Below are 16,562 nucleotides of genomic sequence, written 5' to 3'. Positions count from 1 at the left end.
GCGATTCGGGCCGCTCACCGGGGGCCGAAAACCCATCCTCGGGGCGAGACCCCGTGCTCGGGGCGGGGACCCGCCCATGCTTAGGAGGAATTTCGTGTCGCAACTGGACCGCAGACGGGCGCTCAAGCTCCTGGGCGCGCTGGGCGTGACCGGGCTGGCCGCCGCCTGCAGCCGCTCGGCAGACGACGAAGCGGGAGATCTGGTCAGCGACCGGCCGGTCCGAATCGGCATGATCACGGCTCAGACCGGCGGTTTCAAACCGGTCGGCGACGAGATCCTCCGGGGTTTCCAGCTCTATCTCGATCTCAACGACCAGCGGCTCGGCGGACACCCGGCGGAGCTGATCGTCGCCGACGAGGGCGCCACGGTGCAGTCCGGCCGGGCCGCCCTCGACAGCCTGATCAAGCAGGGCGTCCTCGCGCTCACCGGCGTGGCCAACTCCGCGGTGATGCTCGGCATCCGGGACGCGGTGGAGCAGGCCAAGGTGCCGCTGATCGGTTCCAACGCCTCACCGGCGGCCCTGCAGAGCGTCGTCTACATCTGGCGCACCTCGTACGTGGACGACGAGGCGGGACGGGCGCTGGCCCCGTACGTGGCCCAGCGGGTGCCACTGGGCGGCCGGATCGCGATCATCGCGCCGGACCACGAGGCGGGCCGGGACGCCGTACAGGGCTTCCGGCAGAACTTCGGGACCGACGAGCGGATCGCCGACCCGGTCATCTGGACGCCGTTCACCGCCACCCCGGGCCGGAACACGTTCAACCCGGAGATCGCCGAGCTGATCTCCCGGAATCCGGACGCGGTCTTCTGCCACTTCGAGGGGGACGCGGCGGTGCAGTTCCTCAAGAAGCTCTACGCCGGCGGCTACCGCGGGGCGATCTACGCGCCCGGCTTCCTCACCGAGGGCGGCGTCCTCGGCCGGCTGAAGCGGGCCGAGGCGGAGGGGATCCTCACCTCGCTCAACTACTCGGCGGACATCAACAACGCGGCCAACCGCCGGTTCGCCTCCGCCTACCGCAAGGCGCACAGCGCGTCGCCGACGACGTATGCGATGGCCTCGTACGACGCGGCGCAGGTGCTGAGCAAGGCGATCCGGATCGCCACCGAACTCTCCCCGTTGCAGCTCAACCTGGCGCTGGGCAAGATCGGTCAGGTGGACAGCCCGCGCGGTGCCTGGCAGTTCAACCAGCCCCGCACCCCGCAGCAGAAGTGGTACCTGCGCCGGGTGCAGCGGGACGGCCAGGTGCTCTCCAACGTGCTGATCAACGAGCTGGCCACCCTCGGCTAGGTGTAAGGAAGGGGCCCTTGTTATCGCTTTTTGTATAGGAAGGGCCCCCTACTAACACGTTGGACCGGTACCTCGGGCACGCCGTGCGGGTGCCTCGGGCACGTCGGGCCGGTGCCTCAGGGCCGGAGTTCGGCGACGCAGCACTTGACGCTGCCGCCGCCCTTCTTCAGCTCGGAGAGTTCGACCGGCACCGGCGTGTAGCCGGCGGCGGCCACCCGGTCGGCCATGGCGCTGGCCTCGCTGTTCAGCACCACGTGCCGGCCGTCGCCGACCAGGTTGAGCCCGAACGCGAACGCGTCGACCTCGTCGGCCAGGACCGCGTCCGGAAAGAGCTGGGCGAGCACCCGCTGCGAGGCGACCGAGAACGCCCCGGGGAAGTAGGTGACGGTGCGGTCGTCGAGGGCGGCCAGCGCGGTGTCCAGGTGGTAGAAACGCGGGTCGACCAGCCGGAGCGAGACCACCGGGCGTCCGAGCACCTCCTGCGCCTCGGCGTGCGCGCCGGGTTCGGTCCGGAAGCCGTACCCGGCCAGGATCGTGCCGCCGTACGCCTCGGGCAGGTAGGCGAAGTCGCCCTCGCCCTCGTTGATCTCAGCGGGGGCGACGAACCGCCAGCCGAGCCCCTCGTAGAAGGCCCGGTGCGCGGCCGCCTCCGGGGCGCGCTGGGCGTGCCGGAACCGGGCGCCGTAGCCGGTGCCGTCGACCACGAAGGCGCCGTTGGCCGCGTAGACCATGTCGGGCAGGCCGGCTTCCGGCGGCAGTACGTGGACCGTGTGACCGAGTTCCTGAAGGGTCTCCCGCAGCCCGGTCCACTGCTTCACCGCCAGCTCGGTGTCGACCGCCGTGGCGGTGTCCATCCACGGGTTGATCGCGTACCGCACGGTGAAGTGCTCGGGCGGGCACAGGAGATATGTCCGCTTTCTTGGGATCCTCGGTTGGTTCACGAAAAACAAGGGTAGGTACGGTGGAGGTTCGGGAACAGCCGGAACTGTTGCTTCAAAGAGGCGGAACATTGCAGATGGACGGGGTGGACCAGCGAATCATTGCGTCTCTGGTTGCCGATGCCCGCGCCTCGTACGCGGAGATCGGCGCCCGGGTCTCCCTCTCCGCGCCGGCCGTGAAGCGACGCGTCGATCGACTGCGGGCCGCCGGCATCATCCGGGGATTCACCACCGTCATCGACCCGGCCGCCGTGGGCTGGACCACGGAGGCCTTCGTCGAGCTCTTCTGCACCGGCCGCACCACCCCGGCCCAGATCACCGTGGCGACCCGGCGGCATCCCGAGGTGATCGCCGCGTACACCGTCTCCGGCGAGGCCGACGCGCTGGTGCACCTGCGGGCCGCCGACATACCCCACCTGGAGCAGGCGCTGGAGCGGCTGCGCGCGGAGCCCTTCGTCACCTCCACCCGCAGCATGATCGTGCTGTCCCGGCTGGTCGACTCGCCGCCGGTCGTACCGCCGCCGAGCTGACAGCCCCGGGCTGGACGCCGCCGGGCTGGACGCCGCCGGGCGCACGCCGCCGGACCGACGGCGGCGTGCGGTGCCGGCGTGACGGCGCGGGGCCGCCCGGGGCCGACACCGGCACGGCCCGGGGGACACCCCGGAGCCCGTTCCGCAGCCTTGATCCCGATCGATCTTGGTCCCACCACTGTGGGGCTGACCGGCGCAGACGCGGTATTTGATCACGTTGACATTTCTGCCCTGTTTCTTGACGGTTGCGATGGGAGCGTTCCCATGTAATGATGGCTATCAATTGGTACTTGAGTCACGAGCCGGGCAAGAACACTAGGTCGCCCAGGGCAACCAATATCCGGAAACGGGCGATCGCGACCGCTGGGCCCCGCTACCGCAGACGCGGGCTCGGCAACGCACCACCCGACCCGTAAATCCCGTCGCGGGGACCCACCCGGTCCACGGCGGCGGTCGACACCATCGCGAGGAGTAATCGCAATGACAATGAACCCCTTATCCCGGGGTGCGTGGACACCGGCGCGCCGGGGGCTGGCCGCTGCCGCCGCCGCCACGCTCGTGTCCGGCCTGATGATCGGCAACGCCGGTCCGGCCAGCGCGGCCCCTCGGGTGGACAACCCGTACGAGGGCGCCACCGTCTACGTCAACCCGGACTGGGCGGCGAAGGCCACCGCCAGCGGCGGCGAGGCGATCGCCGACCAGCCGACCGGGGTCTGGATGGACCGTCGGGCCGCGATCACCGGCACCGAGGGCGCCCGCGGTCTGCGGGAACACCTGGACACGGCGGTGGAGCAGGGTGCCGACCTGATCCAGATCGTCATCTACAACCTGCCCGGCCGCGACTGCGCCGCGCTCGCCTCCAACGGTGAACTCGGCCCGGATGACATCGACATCTACGAGTCCGAGTACATCGACCCGATCGTCGAGATCATGTCCGACCCGGCCTATGCGGACCTGCGGATCGTCAACATCATCGAGATCGACTCGCTGCCGAACCTGATCACCAACGTCGGGTCGCGGGAGACCGCCACGCCGGAGTGCGACGAGATGCTGGCCAACGGCAACTACGTCGAGGGCGTCGGCTACGCGCTGGCCCAGCTCGGGTCGCTGGAGAACACCTACAACTACATCGACATCGGGCACCACGGCTGGCTCGGCTGGGACGACAACTTCACCGCCGCCGCCGACCTCTTCTACGAGGCCGCCAACGCCAACGGCGCCACCGTGGACAACGTGCACGGCTTCATCAGCAACACCGCCAACTACGGGGTGCTGCGCGAGGAGTTCTTCGACGCCGACACCTCGGTCGGCGGCCGCCCGGTCCGGGAGAGCACGACCTGGGTCGACTGGAACCGCTTCGTCGACGAGCTGTCGTACGCGCAGGCGTACCGGGAGGAACTGATCTCGGTCGGCTTCAACGACGACATCGGCATGCTGATCGACACCTCCCGCAACGGCTGGGGCGGTCCGGACCGGCCCACCCAGGCCAGCAGCTCGACCGACCCGAACACCTTCGTCAACGAGTCGCGCATCGACCGCCGGATCCACCTCGGCAACTGGTGCAACCAGGCCGGTGCCGGCCTCGGCGAGCGGCCGACCGCCTCCCCGGAGGACGGCATCGACGCGTACGTCTGGATCAAGCCCCCGGGTGAGTCCGACGGCGCCAGCCGGGAGATCCAGAACGACGAGGGCAAGGGCTTCGACCGGATGTGCGACCCGACGTACAACGGCAACCCGCGTAACCAGAACAACATGTCGGGCGCCCTGCCGGACGCTCCGCTCTCGGGCCACTGGTTCGAGGCTCAGTTCCAGGAGCTGCTCGCCAACGCCTACCCGGCGCTGTGATCCATCAGTCTCTGCCACTGAACTGAGGATCTGACCCGGCAGCGACACGGTAGGTGGAAGGGGACCTGGTGCGGTCGACATCGACCGCACCAGGTCCGCGTCCGTCTCCGGGTCCGCCGGGGAACGCGGGTGCCGGCCGGCGCGTCGAACCGACCATGAGACGCGTACCGGGAACCGGAACCGCCACCGTCGGCACCGCCCTGGTCGCCGGGCTGGCGCTGCTCACCGGCACGCTGCTCAGCGGCTGCACCTCGGACCCGGCCGGCACGCCCGCGCCGGCACCACGCGACCCCGGGGTGCCGGCCGGCGGGTTCCAGCTCGTCTCCTTCGACTCCTGCGCGGACGCGCTGGCCGGGCTCCGGTCGGCCGCCCGGGCATCCGTCGGGGCGTACGGCTTCGCCGGCGATGTCGCCCGCAGCGGCGGCGGCCCCGAGGCGGTGGCCGGCAACGCGGAACGGGGCGCGGCCGACTCGGCGGCCGGCGCGGCAGCGCCGGAATACTCGGGCACCAACACCCACGAGGCGGGGGTCGACGAGCCGGATCTGGTCAAGACCGACGGCCGGCGCATCGTCACGGTCAGCCAGGGCATGCTCCGGGTCGTCGACCCGGCCAGCCGGCGGTTGACCGGCAGCCTCGAAGTGGACCGCAGCCCCGACCGCGGCGGCTGGGCCGAGGCCAACCTGCTGCTGCACGGCGACCGCGCGCTGATCCTGGTCCGGGAGTACGGGATCGGCAGGCCCGCCGCGATCCGCCGGCCCGGCCCCGGTGTCCCGCCCGCCGACGACACGGCCGTCGCCGGGCCCCGGCTGATCCTGGTCGACCTGGCCGCTGCCCCCAGGGTGGTCGGCGAGTACCGGTTCGACGGCCAACTGGTCGACGCGCGTCAGGTGGGCGCGACCGCCCGGGTCGTGGTCCGCTCCGCGCCCCGGCTGGAGTTCCCGCCGCAGAAGGGGCCGGGCACCGACGAGAAGAAGAACCTCGCCGCCAACCAGAGGATCATCGACGAGGCCGGGATCGAGGCCTGGCTGCCCCGCTACCAGAGCATCACCGACGGCCGGACCAGCACCGGACGGGTCGGCTGCGAGCGGCTCAGCCGGCCGGCGGTCTACTCCGGCACCTCCCTGGTCAGCGTGCTCAGCTTCGACCTCGGGGCCGCCACCCTCGGCGACGGCGACCCGGTGACGGTCGTCGCCGACGCGCAGACCGTCTACAGCAACGGCGCCCGGCTCTACGTCGGCACCGACCAGCGCTGGCGGGCCCGGCCCAACCAGGACTCCGCGATCGCGCCGAACCCGGCCGACGAGCGCACCGAGATCTTCCAGTTCGACACCTCCGGCACCGGCCGTCCCCGGTACGTCACCGCCGCCTCGGTGCCGGGCTGGCTGGTGAACCAGTACGCGATGTCCGAGTGGGACGGTCACCTGCGGGTGGCCACCACCACCGACCAGAACGGGAAGTCCAGTTCCGGGGTGTACGTGTTGCGCGCCGACGGCCGGACCCTGACCGAGACCGGCCGGGTGACCGGGCTCGGCAAGGGGGAGCGGATCTACAGCGTCCGGTTCACCCAGGGCATCGGGTACGTGGTGACGTTCCGGCAGACCGATCCGCTCTACAGCGTCGACCTGCGCGACCCGCGTGCCCCGAAGGTGACCGGGGAGCTGAAGATCACCGGGTACTCGGCGTACCTGCACCCCGTCGGGGACGGGCGGCTGCTCGGCATCGGCCAGGAGGCCGACACGCAGGGGCGTACCCAGGGCACCCAGGTTTCCCTCTTCGACGTCTCCGATCTCGCCAAGCCGACCCGGATCGCCCAGCACCACGTCCGGTACGGGCACTCCGAGGCCGAGTTCGACCCGCACGCCTTCCTCTACTGGCCGGCCACCAGCACGCTGGTGGTGCCCGTGACGACGTACGGCACGGGCGGGGCCGAGGGCCGGGCGCCGGAGAGCGGCGCGCTGGTCCTGCGGGTCACCGGCAACGCCTTCACCGAGGCGGGGCTGGTGCGCCACGCCGAAGCGACCGCCGCCGGAGCGGGACCCGAGATGATCCGCCGGTCGCTGGTGGTCGACGGCGTGCTCTGGACCGTCTCCGACAACGCCGTCAAGGCCACCGACCTGGCCACGATGGGCGCCCTGGGCGTACTGGAGATCTGAGGCGGGCCGACGCGCCGGGGTGCGCCTACAGGTACATCCCGGTGCGGTGCTCACCGCTGCGCTGGCTCGGCTTGTCCCCCTCGCCGAAGAACCGGCGTCCGCCGAACTCGCCGTGCAGCCGGTCGTCCAGCTCGTCCGCGAGCCCGGTCATCACCTGTACGGCCAGCATCAGGTGCGTCGCCTGGAAGTTGCGGCCGAAGACCGGTACCGAGGCCCAGACGGTGTCGTTGGTGCAGTAGAGCCGGCCGATCGGCATCCGGTTGGTCAGCTCGGAGAGCTTCACGTACAACTGCTCGGTCGGCTCGATCTCGGTGAGCACCGGCGAGAAGACGTCGACCAGCGGCGGATTGTCCCGCACCCGGACGAAGACCATCGCGGAGCCGGCCCGGATGCCGATGTCACCGTCGGAGTCGACCTGGAGTTGCTCGGCCGACGACTTCAGCATTGCGGAGACCACGGTGCGGACCCGGTCCTCCAGGGCCAGCGCCTCGTCCCCGGCCTGGGCGGGACGGGCCGCGGCCAGCGCCTCGTCCAGGTCGAGTTCGAGGTTCTGGTCGGCGGCCACCTCGTAGCGGGCGGTGCCGAGCGGCTCGACCCGGATCGGCTCGTCCTCCTCGTCGTGCACCTGGAAGACGAGGAAGGCCGGGTGCGGCGCGCCGTACACGTCGCGCAGGGTGCGGGAGACCATGGTGGCCAGCCGGGTCGAGTCCGCCGTACCGGCCCGGACGCCGAAGTGGTCCTTCGAGCCCTCGACCACCCCGGGCGGGGACCAGCCGAGGGCGATCATGTCGGCGACCGCGGACCGGTCCAGCCGGTAGCCCTGGGGCAGTACGGCGTTGCCGACCGCCCGCGCGTCGATCAGGCCGTCCGGCCCGATGTCCAGGCTGACCGAGTAGACCGCGTCTCCGGTGCCGGAGGCGGTGGGGTCGAGGGTGAGCGCGACCTGCGCCCCCGTGGGCAGGCTCGGGAGCTGCCTGGCCAGGGCGCGGGCGAAGTCCTGCCACGCCTCGGTCACCTTGACCCGCAGGTCAGCGGTGCTGGGCTCGTCGAGCAGGATCGACTCGTGCTGGTCAGCCGGCTCGGCCGGTTTGTCAGCCGTCATGATCGCCTCCGTACGTCCGGGCACCGCACACCCTACCCAGCGGGCCGGACGGCGGGGACAGTGCGGACCCGGATCGGACAGTCGGTGGCGGCGAACCGTCAGGAACTGCGGGGATGCGCGGCGAAGAAGTCCCACATCGCGGCGCTGGCGTCCACGGCGGCCCGGAACCCGGTGGCGGAGGGCCAGGCGTGGCCCATGCCGTTGACCGTGTAGTCGACGACCTCGCTCCCGTCGGCGCAGGTGCTGACCGTACGGTTCACCCGCCTGGCCGGGTCGACCCAGGCCGGCTTGCCGACCGCGCAGCCGAGGTTGCGCTGCCAGCGGGCCAGCCCGGCGTAGATCCCGGAGGCGTTGCGGTCGTCGTAGCCGACGAAGGTGATCAGCGGCACGGGCCGGGACGGCTTGTAGGTGTCGTCGCCGGTCGCCCGGAGGCCGTGCTGAAGACGTACGCCCGGGCGGCGGCCGACCCGGCGCGGATGCGCGAGTTCTATCTCGCCGAGGCCGACGCCTACCAGCGACGACTCGACGACTTCCGGGAGCAGCACGCCGACCTGCTGAGCCGGCACGCCGACGATCCCGGCCACCCGCAGTTCGGCGCGTACGCCACCCTGGAACTCGCGCTGGCCGGCACGCCACCGAGGATCGCCTGGTACCGCTGGCTGGCCGAGCGGATGGCCGAACTCAGCCGGCGTCGGGAAGCGGGACGCTGACCCGACCGGCCCCGTCTCCCCCGGCCCCCGGGCCTGCCTTGTCGCCCCGGCCTTCCGCGTCACCCCGGCCTTCCGCGTCACCCCGGCCTTCCGCGTCACCCCGGCCTTCCGCGTCACCCCGGCCTTCCGCGTCGCCCCGGCCTTCCGCGTCGGCCTCTTTCCAGCGGTGGGCGAGGGCCGCCAGGCTGGCGGCGGCGCTCACCGGGTCCGCGCCGCGACCCACCGCGATCCCCAGCAGGTACGCGGTGACCGGCGCGCCCGGCCGCAGCACCTCGTGGGCGACGTCGCGGGCCAGGTCGAGCACCACCGGCACCCGCACGTCGGCCGGGTCGAGGTCCAGTTCCGCGCAGGCCGCCGCGAGCCAGCGGTCCATCACCGTCATCGAATCCACTCCTCCGCGCGGCGCAGGTCGTCGTCAGTGTCGCAGTCGAACCACGGCGGCGGACCGGAGCCGCGCCAGGAGATCTCGGTGACGGTCAGCTCCGCCAGCAGCCCGCGTACGGAGGCACCGGTGAGGGTGCCGCCGCGCCCGGTGGCGAGCCGGTCCAGCGCCCGCCGCAGCGACCCGAGGCGCCAGACGCCGCAGAGCGACTGCCGCCGCCCGTCGTCGTCCAGGTAGACGGCACCGTCGGCGGCGGACCGGGCGAGCGCGGCCCCGAGATCCCGTACCGCGTCGGTGGTCAGCAGCGGCAGGTCGGCGGCGAGCAGTGCGACGGTGGCGCCGCTGCCGGCGAACTCCTCGGCGTGGCTCGGCTCCGCCAGCAGGGCGATCCCGGCGGCGATCGCCGCCACCGGTCCACCACCGGCGGGTTCCTCCCGGACGCCGCGTACGCCCGCCGGCAGCCCGTCGGCCGGGCCGACCACGATCCGCGGTCGCGCGTCGGCGACCGCCGCGAGCACGCGGTCCCGCATCGGGCGGCCACCCACCGGCAGCAGCGGCTTGTCCGCGCCGCCCATGCGGCGGGCGGCACCACCGGTCAGCACCACCGCCGCGAACCCCGCCATCGGGCTACCGTAACCGTTCGCCGGCAAGGGAGCCGAGCAGCGCCGCTACCGGCTGGTCGCCGAATGGACGAAGGTGCTGCCCGGCTGACCCGGGCGGTACAGCCCGCGCATCCCGCCCCGGTCGCCGGATCGCGGCGGAGGACGCGTCCCGTGCCCGCCGGCCTTACCCGGGAGGTAATCGCCGCAACGCGGCCTGGCTGGCACGCTCGACCGGTGAGCGAGACAGCACAGGAACGTGACCAGCCGGAACGCGACGAGCAGGAACGTGCCCGGCGCGGGAGGAAGCCGGCGATGGAAACCCGGGACGTGGTCGGGGAACTGCTGCGCCGGATCGGCGAGGGGGATCCGGCCCGGATCGCCGGCCTCTACGCCGAGCAGGTCGACTGGCAGGTGAACTGGCCGGAGCCGACCCACCCGGCGGTACCGTGGATCCGCCCCCGGTCGACCCGGGACGACGTCGTCGACCACCACCGGACGCTGGCCGCGCAGAACGTCCCCGGCCAGGGCTCCGCCACCATCGACCGCATCCTGGTGGACGGCCCGGACGCCGTGCTGATCGGCGAGACGGCGCAGACCGTACGGGCCACCGGGAAGAGGTTCAGCATCCGGTTCGCCCTGCACCTCACCGTCGAAGCCGGGCTGATCACCCGGCACCACGTCTACGAGGACAGCCTCGGCGTCGCCCTCGCCTGCACCGCCTGACCGGCCACTCAACCCGGACCACCCCGGCCACGACCCGGCCGGCCGGGCCGGCCGGGCCGTTCGTCATCCAACCAGTCGTCCAGGATGGACGGTGGAAGGCCCCGTTGTAGCGCGTCCGCCAGCATCAGTGCCAGCGGATAGTCGGGCAGGGCGTCGAGGGCCCGCTCCACCGCGACGCTGGCCAGCGCACCCTGCCCGGCCCGCCAGGCAGCGAAGCCGAGCAGGCTCGCGGGCGCCGGGACCAGCTCCGGTTCGGCCCGGCGCAGCACGTCCGTCCAGAGCCGCAGGTGCTCCTCACCGCCGCCGGTGCGCTGCCAGGCGTGGTCGCGCACCGGCAGGTGCAGCAGGAGCAGGGCCAGCCAGGCCGACTCGTCGTCGGTGAGCTGGCCGCCCGCGAGGTACCGGTCCATCGCCGCCCGTACCGCCGAGCGGCCGGCCCGAAGCAGGGCCCGGCGGCCGCGCGGGTCCCTGGCCGGAGCCCTCGCCAGCAGCTCGCCGAGGCGCTCCTCGGCCCGCCGGCTCGCCCGGCGCATCTCCCGCCGCTGCCGCCCACCCACCGGGGCGACCTGCCGGACCAGGGCGGCCCGGTCCGGCAGGGCCACCTGGCCGGCGAAGGTGGCCGCGGCGGCCACCTGGCTCGTGGCGCCGTCGAACGGGGTGCCCTCGGGCGGGCAGCACCCGGGTTCGGTGCAGACGTACGACCAGTAGCGGCCGCCCGTCACCCGCAGCGCGTCCAGCACCGGCAGCCGTACCCGGGCGAGGGCCGCGGTCAGCGCGTCGATGGCCGGGGTGACCCGCTCCGGTCCGCCGTACCCGATCACGGTGGTGGCCTCGACACCCTGTCGGGCGACGATCGCGGCGAGGTGGCCGGCGGCCTCCGTACGTTCGACGGCGGCGCCCGGCCCGGGCAGGTCGCCGCGCGCGACGAAGACGACCCGGTTGCCACGCAGCGCGATCACCACCACGCTCTCGGCGGGATGGAAGCCCAGCAGGTACGGCACGGCGGAGAGCAGGTCCGCGGTGGAGCGGACGGAGAGGGTGGCGTGATCGGTCCAGGTCATGCGGGCAGCCTGGCCGGAACGGATCGATGATCGGAAGTGCGGCCCGGCCGGGCTGTGGACGACACGCCCGGCTATCCACAGCTACCCCGCGTAGTCGCCCTGCTCGGTGCCGCACCACGACCCCGGGTTACCTTGCCCGGATGGATCTGGCGTACCTGCGGGCACATCCGGCGCACCTGCCCCTCTTCCTCACCCACCAGCGGATCCGCGAGACCCCGGTGTCCGGGGGTGATATCTGCACCGCCCGCCGGTTGACCCTGGACGACGGCAACTCCGTCTTCGCCAAGACCTGGCCGGAGGGCGCGGCGGAGCCCGTACCCGCGAATTTCTTCGCCACCGAGGCGGCCGGGCTGCGCTGGCTGCGCGAGCCGGGCGCGGTGCCGGTGCCGGAGGTGGTCGCGGCCCTGCCCGACCTGCTGGCGCTGGAGTGGGTGGAGCCGGGCGATGCCACCCCGGAGGCGGCGCGGCGGTTCGGCGCCGGGTTGGCCGCGCTGCACCGGGCCGGCGCCCCCGCGTTCGGGGCGGACTGGCCGGGTTTCGTCGGCGCGTTGCCGCAGGACAACACGCCGTCCACGGACGCCTGGCCGGACTGGTTCGCGCAGCGCCGGCTCGCCCCCTACCTGCGGCGGTCCGCGGACAGCGGCGCGCTCTCCGCGACCGAGGTCGCGCTGGTGGAGCGGGTACTGGCCCGGATCGGCTCCTACGGCGGGGTGGAGCCGCCCGCCCGGATCCACGGCGATCTCTGGCCCGGCAACGTGCTCTGGGGCGCCGACGGGCGGGCCTGGCTGGTCGATCCGGCGGCGCACGGCGGGCACCGGGAGACCGACCTGGCCCAGCTCGCCCTCTTCGGCGGCGCACCCCACCTGGAGGTGATCCTGGCCGCGTACCAGGAGGTCTGGCCGCTCGCCGACGGCTGGCGGGCCCGGGTCCCGGTGCACCAGTTGCACCTGCTGCTGGTGCACACGACGCTCTTCGGCGGGGCGTACCGGGATGCGGTAGGTGCGGCGGCTCGGGCCGCGTTGTCGGTCTGACGCGCTACCGTCGAGCGATGACCATTCCGGTTCGATCCGGGGCGGCGCCGGACCCAGTGGCGCCCCACCGGCCGGACGCCACGGGCCTCGTCGACCGGTACGGCCGGGCGGCGACGGATCTGCGCGTCTCGCTCACCGACCGGTGCAACCTGCGGTGCACGTACTGCATGCCCGCCGAGGGCCTGCCCTGGCTGCCGGGCACGCAGGTGCTGACCGATGACGAGATCATCCGCCTGGTCGGCGTGGCGGTACGCCTGCTCGGGGTGACCGAGGTGCGGTTCACCGGCGGCGAGCCGCTGATCCGCCCCGGCCTGCCCGCCATCATCGCCGCCACCGCCGCCCTGACCCCCCGCCCGGTGATCTCGCTGACCAGCAACGGGATCAACCTGGACCGGCTGGCCGCGCCGCTGCGGGCCGCCGGGCTGGACCGGGTGAACGTCTCACTGGACACCCTGGACCCGGCCCGGTTCACCGAGCTGACCCGGCGGCCCCGGCTGGACGCCGTACTGGCCGGGCTGGCCGGGGCGGCGGCGGCGGGGATGACCCCGGTCAAGATCAACACCGTGCTGATGCGCGGTGTCAACGACGACGAGGCGGCGGCGCTGCTCCGCTTCGCCCTGGCCGAGGGCTACGAGCTGCGCTTCATCGAGCAGATGCCGCTGGACGCCCAGCACGGCTGGGACCGGGCCGAGATGGTCACCGCGGAGGAGATCCTGGCCTCGCTGCGCAGCGAGTTCCGCCTCACGGCCGATCCCGCCGAGCGGGGCGGTGCGCCGGCCGAGACCTGGCTGGTGGACGGCTTCACCGACCGGGCGGGCCGGCCGGCGCGGGTCGGCGTGATCGGCAGCGTCACCCGGCCGTTCTGCGGCGACTGCGACCGCACCCGGTTGACCGCCGACGGGCAGGTCCGGGCCTGCCTCTTCGCCACCGAGGAGTCGGATCTGCGCGGCGCGCTGCGGGCCGGGGCGGACGACGAGGAGCTGGCCCGGCGCTGGCGGATCGCCATGTGGGGCAAGCGGGCCGGACACGGCATCGACGATCCCTCCTTCCTGCAACCCGCCCGCCCCATGTCGGCGATCGGCGGCTGAGGGATGGAGACCGACACCGGTGTGCTGGTGCGCTACTTCGCGGCGGCCCGGGCCGCCGCCGGGGTGGCCGAGGAGACGCTGCCCGGCGGGCACGGCCTGGACGAGCTGGCGAGCGAGCTGACCGTACGGCACGGCGACCGGCTCGGCACCGTGCTGGGAATGGCGAGTTTCCTGGTGAACGGGGTCGCCTGGCATGATCGGCAGGCGCCGCTGCCACCCGGGGCGACGATCGACGTGCTGCCGCCCTTCGCGGGCGGCTGAGGGAGAGGTCCGGTGCTCGCCCTGCTGGGCTTCGTGGGAACGTTGGCGCTCGGCACCGGTCTGGTCCATCTCTACCTCTGGAAGCGACTGGTCCGGGACACCACCCGGGCGGCGCGGTGGCGCCGGATCGGCGGGGTGGCGGCGCTGCTGCTGGCCCTGCTCGCCCCGGCCGCCGTGGTCGGCACCCGGGAGGGCCTCTACTGGCTGGCCTGGCCGGGCTACCTCTGGCTCGCCGTCATGTTCTACCTGTTCATCGTGCTGGTGATCCTGGAGTTGCCGATGCTGGCGGCCCGGCTGGCCCTGCGCCGCCGGCGCGCCCCGGCCACCACCGAGCCGCCGGTCAACCCGCCGGCCGAGCCGCTGACCGTGCCGTCGGCCGAGCCGCCGATCAAGCGGGCCGAGCCGCCGGCCGAGCCAGCCCCGGCGGCCCAGCCGACGACCGAGCCGGCCCCGGCGGCCGAGCCGGGCCACGACCCCGGTCGCCGGCTCCTGCTCGCCCGTGGGGCCGCGATCTTCGCCGGGCTCACCGCCACCGGCATCACCGGGTACGGCGTACGCACGGCGCTGGGCCCGCCGCAGGTCGACCGGGTGCGGATCCCGCTCGCCAAGCTGCCCCGGAGCATGGACGGGCTGCGCATCGCCACCGTCTCCGACATCCACATCGGACCGCTGCTCGGCCGGGGGCACACCGAGCGGATCGTGGCCACCATCAACCGGCTCGACGCCGACCTGGTGGCGGTGGTCGGCGACCTGGTCGACGGCACCGTCGCCGAGCTGGGCGACGCCGCCGCCCCGCTGGCCGGCCTCCGCTCCCGGTACGGCAACTTCTTCGTCACCGGCAACCACGAGTACTACTCGGGGGTGCGGGAGTGGGTGGCCGAGGTCGACCGGCTCGGGCTGCGGGTACTACAGAACCAGCGGCAGGAGATCCTCGCCCGGGGCGGTGCGCTCGACCTGGCCGGGGTGAACGACCCGACCGGCGCGGAGCTGGAGTTCGGCGCCGGCCCGGACTTCGCGGCGGCGCTGGGCGGCCGGGACCCGAGCCGCCCGGTGGTGCTCCTGGCCCACCAGCCCGTCCAGGTGCACGAGGCGGCGAAGTACGGGGTCGACCTGCAACTCTCCGGGCACACCCACGGTGGGCAGATCGTGCCGTTCAACTATTTCGTCAGGTTGCAGCAGCCGGTCGTCTCCGGCCACGCCACCGTCGACGGCACCCAGGTCTACGTGACCAACGGCGCCGGCTTCTGGGGTCCACCGGTCCGGGTCGGCGCGCCGCCGCAGGTGACCCTGGTCGAACTCCGCACCCCCTGACCCTGGTCGGGCTGCCGACCGTGACCATTGTCGGACTGTTCGTCAAAATCCTGACCGCGATGGTGAGCTGGGATCGAATCGTCGCTCGGCGCGAGGAGAAAGGGCCAGCGTAGAGCGCCCAGGACTGACCTTTGATGTAAGGCAGGTTCGGCTGGTCCTTCAACCCCTGATGACACGTACGTCGAATTCCGGACGGTGCAGCTCTTGATCCGAGATCCTGGAGCCGGGTCGCCGTGACCGCGACAGTCATGGGAACGTCAACCCGACTCCACGATTCCGACACCTCAGCTCGACAGCGACGGGCCGTAGAACTCGAACGGGTCGCGGGCCAGGGACGCCTTGACGTGGGCACTCCACTCGTCGACCAGCACCTCCAGCTTGCCGGCCTCGACACCGTCGAGTGCCGCGCGGACCACGTCGGCCGGGTCGACCTTGGGACCTTCGAAGTCGGCCACCATGTCGGTGTCGGCCAAGCCCAGGAACACGCCGGTCACCAGTGTCTTCTGCTTGCCGAGTTCGAGACGTACGCCGTTGGTAAGGCTCCACGCGGCGGCCTTGGCGGCGGCGTACGCGTTGTCGCCGTCGTGGGAGAACCAGGACGTCGCGGAGAGCATGTTGACGATCGCGCCGCCGCCGTTGGTCGCCAGCACCGGGGCGAACGCCCGGATCATGCCGAGGGTGCCGTAGAAGTGGGTGTCCATCTCCAGCCGGATCGTCTCCAGGTCACCGGTGACAAGGTTGGTGTGGGTCGAGATACCGGCGTTGTTGATCAGCAGGTCGACGTCGGTCGCGACCGACGCCGCCTCCTCGATCGACGCCGGATCGGCGATGTCGAGCCGCAGCGTCTGCACGCCGGGGATGTCGATCGACTCGGGGTTGCGCGCGGTCGCGTAGACCTTGCTCGCACCCCGTTCCAACAGCAGCCGGGCGAACTGCCGGCCGATGCCACGGTTGGCGCCGGTGACGAGCGCGACAGATCCGGAAACCTTCATGTTTGCCTCCCTGGTAGAACCTGCCGCTACGCTAAAACCTGACGTTGACGTCAGAGGCAAGTCCCGTGAGCGGGGTCACCAGGAGGGCGCACACATGCGGATCGGAGAGTTGGCCGGGAAGACCGGGGTGAGCGTACGGGCCCTGCGCTACTACGAGGAGCAGCACCTGCTCTCCGCCCTGCGTAGCGAGAGCGGCCAGCGCCGCTACCCCGACAGCGCGGTCGAACGCGTCAACCTGATCCAGCAGCTCTATGCGGCCGGCCTGGCCAGCAAAACCATCCTGGAGCTGCTGCCCTGTGTCGACGCCGGGGTCAGCACCCCGGAGTCGATGGCCCGGCTGGTCGCCGAACGCGACCGCATCAACCTGCAGATCGACGGGCTGATCGCCGCCCGCGACCATCTCGACGCCGTCATCGACGCCGCCAACGATTCCGTCAACCATCCCTCCAGCTCGTGTTCGCCCGAAACCATCACCGAGCACCAACGCCGCAGGTCCACCCCCCGGAGCTGACCCGGTCTTCGGAACCCTCAGAGGGGTATGAGAC

17 protein-coding genes and 1 pseudogene are annotated in these 16,562 nt (G+C 72.5%); 11 read left to right on the top strand and 7 right to left on the bottom strand.

The genetic code is table 11. From position 1 onward, the window contains the following. Window positions 1–94 precede the first annotated feature (94 nt). Complete coding sequence (locus ACQEUR_RS06770) at window positions 95–1,288, top strand: ABC transporter substrate-binding protein (protein WP_433026982.1); 1,194 nt, start codon at window positions 95–97, stop codon at window positions 1,286–1,288. A gap of 116 nt (window positions 1,289–1,404) precedes the next feature. Here ACQEUR_RS06770 and ddaH read toward each other — a convergent pair whose 3' ends face one another. Next, on the bottom strand, window positions 1,405–2,238 hold the full coding sequence (gene ddaH, locus ACQEUR_RS06765) for a dimethylargininase (RefSeq protein ID WP_433026979.1): 834 nt from the start codon (window positions 2,236–2,238) through the stop codon (window positions 1,405–1,407). A 59-nt stretch (window positions 2,239–2,297) separates the two neighbouring features. Here ddaH and ACQEUR_RS06760 point away from each other — a divergent pair, with 59 nt between their 5' ends. The 3 genes from ACQEUR_RS06760 to ACQEUR_RS06750 all read left to right on the top strand — a co-directional run bounded on the left by ACQEUR_RS06760 (window position 2,298) and on the right by ACQEUR_RS06750 (window position 6,754). Further along, window positions 2,298–2,756, top strand: a complete 459-nt coding sequence (locus ACQEUR_RS06760; protein ID WP_433026976.1) for an Lrp/AsnC family transcriptional regulator — start codon at window positions 2,298–2,300, stop codon at window positions 2,754–2,756. A gap of 480 nt (window positions 2,757–3,236) precedes the next feature. Then, the gene (locus ACQEUR_RS06755) at window positions 3,237–4,601 is read left to right on the top strand and encodes a glycoside hydrolase family 6 protein (RefSeq protein WP_433026973.1); all 1,365 of its coding nucleotides are present in this window, start codon (window positions 3,237–3,239) and stop codon (window positions 4,599–4,601) included. A gap of 155 nt (window positions 4,602–4,756) precedes the next feature. Further along, the gene (locus ACQEUR_RS06750) at window positions 4,757–6,754 is read left to right on the top strand and encodes a beta-propeller domain-containing protein (protein ID WP_433026970.1); all 1,998 of its coding nucleotides are present in this window, start codon (window positions 4,757–4,759) and stop codon (window positions 6,752–6,754) included. 25 nt (window positions 6,755–6,779) lie between these two features. On the opposite strand, the gene ACQEUR_RS06745 is transcribed toward ACQEUR_RS06750, so the two are convergent. After that, the gene (locus ACQEUR_RS06745; RefSeq protein WP_433026967.1) at window positions 6,780–7,856 is read right to left on the bottom strand and encodes a T3SS (YopN, CesT) and YbjN peptide-binding chaperone 1; all 1,077 of its coding nucleotides are present in this window, start codon (window positions 7,854–7,856) and stop codon (window positions 6,780–6,782) included. Between the two features lie 98 nt (window positions 7,857–7,954). Further along, window positions 7,955–8,245: a hypothetical protein gene (locus tag ACQEUR_RS06740; RefSeq protein WP_433026964.1), complete on the bottom strand. Its 291-nt coding sequence runs from the start codon at window positions 8,243–8,245 to the stop codon at window positions 7,955–7,957. Between the two features lie 45 nt (window positions 8,246–8,290). On the opposite strand from ACQEUR_RS06740, the gene ACQEUR_RS06735 reads away from it, so the two are divergent. Beyond that, window positions 8,291–8,566 carry a hypothetical protein gene (locus ACQEUR_RS06735; protein ID WP_433026961.1) on the top strand — a complete coding sequence of 92 codons (276 nt, stop codon included), beginning with the start codon at window positions 8,291–8,293 and terminating at the stop codon, window positions 8,564–8,566. A 118-nt stretch (window positions 8,567–8,684) separates the two neighbouring features. On the opposite strand, the pseudogene ACQEUR_RS06730 reads toward ACQEUR_RS06735, so the two are convergent. Further along, window positions 8,685–8,948 (bottom strand): annotated as a pseudogene (locus ACQEUR_RS06730) (DUF6457 domain-containing protein); the annotation flags it as partial. After that, complete coding sequence (gene mobA, locus ACQEUR_RS06725) at window positions 8,945–9,553, bottom strand: molybdenum cofactor guanylyltransferase (protein WP_433027771.1); 609 nt, start codon at window positions 9,551–9,553, stop codon at window positions 8,945–8,947. The gene mobA and the pseudogene ACQEUR_RS06730, both read right to left, overlap by 4 nt. 231 nt (window positions 9,554–9,784) lie before the next feature. On the opposite strand from mobA, the gene ACQEUR_RS06720 reads away from it, so the two are divergent. Then, complete coding sequence (locus ACQEUR_RS06720) at window positions 9,785–10,273, top strand: nuclear transport factor 2 family protein (RefSeq protein WP_433026958.1); 489 nt, start codon at window positions 9,785–9,787, stop codon at window positions 10,271–10,273. A gap of 8 nt (window positions 10,274–10,281) precedes the next feature. On the opposite strand, the gene ACQEUR_RS06715 is transcribed toward ACQEUR_RS06720, so the two are convergent. Then, entirely contained in the window at window positions 10,282–11,334 is a 1,053-nt protein-coding gene (locus ACQEUR_RS06715; protein WP_433026955.1) for a DUF4192 domain-containing protein, read from the bottom strand. A gap of 140 nt (window positions 11,335–11,474) precedes the next feature. Here ACQEUR_RS06715 and ACQEUR_RS06710 point away from each other — a divergent pair, with 140 nt between their 5' ends. Genes ACQEUR_RS06710 through ACQEUR_RS06695 form a run of 4 tightly spaced genes read left to right on the top strand, consistent with a single transcriptional unit; the run spans window position 11,475 to window position 15,025 of the window. Further along, a complete protein-coding gene (locus ACQEUR_RS06710; RefSeq protein ID WP_433026952.1) occupies window positions 11,475–12,365 on the top strand; it encodes a fructosamine kinase family protein in 891 nt (296 codons plus the stop codon). Between the two features lie 17 nt (window positions 12,366–12,382). Then, a complete protein-coding gene (gene moaA, locus ACQEUR_RS06705) occupies window positions 12,383–13,453 on the top strand; it encodes a GTP 3',8-cyclase MoaA (protein ID WP_433026949.1) in 1,071 nt (356 codons plus the stop codon). Window positions 13,454–13,456: 3 nt separating this feature from the next. Continuing rightward, window positions 13,457–13,714 (top strand): MoaD/ThiS family protein, encoded by a 258-nt coding sequence (locus ACQEUR_RS06700; protein ID WP_433026946.1) that lies wholly within the window; start codon window positions 13,457–13,459, stop codon window positions 13,712–13,714. A gap of 12 nt (window positions 13,715–13,726) precedes the next feature. After that, window positions 13,727–15,025, top strand: a complete 1,299-nt coding sequence (locus ACQEUR_RS06695; RefSeq protein ID WP_433026943.1) for a metallophosphoesterase — start codon at window positions 13,727–13,729, stop codon at window positions 15,023–15,025. 284 nt (window positions 15,026–15,309) lie between these two features. On the opposite strand, the gene ACQEUR_RS06690 is transcribed toward ACQEUR_RS06695, so the two are convergent. Further along, window positions 15,310–16,017, bottom strand: a complete 708-nt coding sequence (locus ACQEUR_RS06690) for an SDR family oxidoreductase (RefSeq protein ID WP_433026940.1) — start codon at window positions 16,015–16,017, stop codon at window positions 15,310–15,312. A 94-nt stretch (window positions 16,018–16,111) separates the two neighbouring features. Between ACQEUR_RS06690 and ACQEUR_RS06685 the strand changes: the two genes are divergently transcribed. Next, window positions 16,112–16,528, top strand: a complete 417-nt coding sequence (locus tag ACQEUR_RS06685) for a MerR family transcriptional regulator (RefSeq protein ID WP_433026937.1) — start codon at window positions 16,112–16,114, stop codon at window positions 16,526–16,528. Window positions 16,529–16,562: the final 34 nt, after the last annotated feature.

Source organism: Plantactinospora sp. CA-290183 (assembly GCF_050936375.1).
GTDB lineage: Bacteria > Actinomycetota > Actinomycetes > Mycobacteriales > Micromonosporaceae > Plantactinospora.
The sequence above is the reverse complement of the archived record's forward strand: the minus strand, read 5'-3'. Positions and strand labels throughout refer to the sequence as shown.

Excerpts from the sequence above, each read along its gene's own strand:
- ACQEUR_RS06755 (WP_433026973.1), top strand. The coding sequence starts at position 3,237 with ATGACAATGAACCCCTTATCCCGGGGTGCGTGGACACCGGCGCGCCGG.
- ACQEUR_RS06750 (WP_433026970.1), top strand. The coding sequence starts at position 4,757 with ATGAGACGCGTACCGGGAACCGGAACCGCCACCGTCGGCACCGCCCTG.
- ACQEUR_RS06745 (WP_433026967.1), bottom strand. The coding sequence starts at position 7,856 with ATGACGGCTGACAAACCGGCCGAGCCGGCTGACCAGCACGAGTCGATC.
- ACQEUR_RS06715 (WP_433026955.1), bottom strand. The coding sequence starts at position 11,334 with ATGACCTGGACCGATCACGCCACCCTCTCCGTCCGCTCCACCGCGGAC.
- ACQEUR_RS06710 (WP_433026952.1), top strand. The coding sequence starts at position 11,475 with ATGGATCTGGCGTACCTGCGGGCACATCCGGCGCACCTGCCCCTCTTC.
- moaA (WP_433026949.1), top strand. The coding sequence starts at position 12,383 with ATGACCATTCCGGTTCGATCCGGGGCGGCGCCGGACCCAGTGGCGCCC.
- ACQEUR_RS06700 (WP_433026946.1), top strand. The coding sequence starts at position 13,457 with ATGGAGACCGACACCGGTGTGCTGGTGCGCTACTTCGCGGCGGCCCGG.
- ACQEUR_RS06690 (WP_433026940.1), bottom strand. The coding sequence starts at position 16,017 with ATGAAGGTTTCCGGATCTGTCGCGCTCGTCACCGGCGCCAACCGTGGC.
- ACQEUR_RS06685 (WP_433026937.1), top strand. The coding sequence starts at position 16,112 with ATGCGGATCGGAGAGTTGGCCGGGAAGACCGGGGTGAGCGTACGGGCC.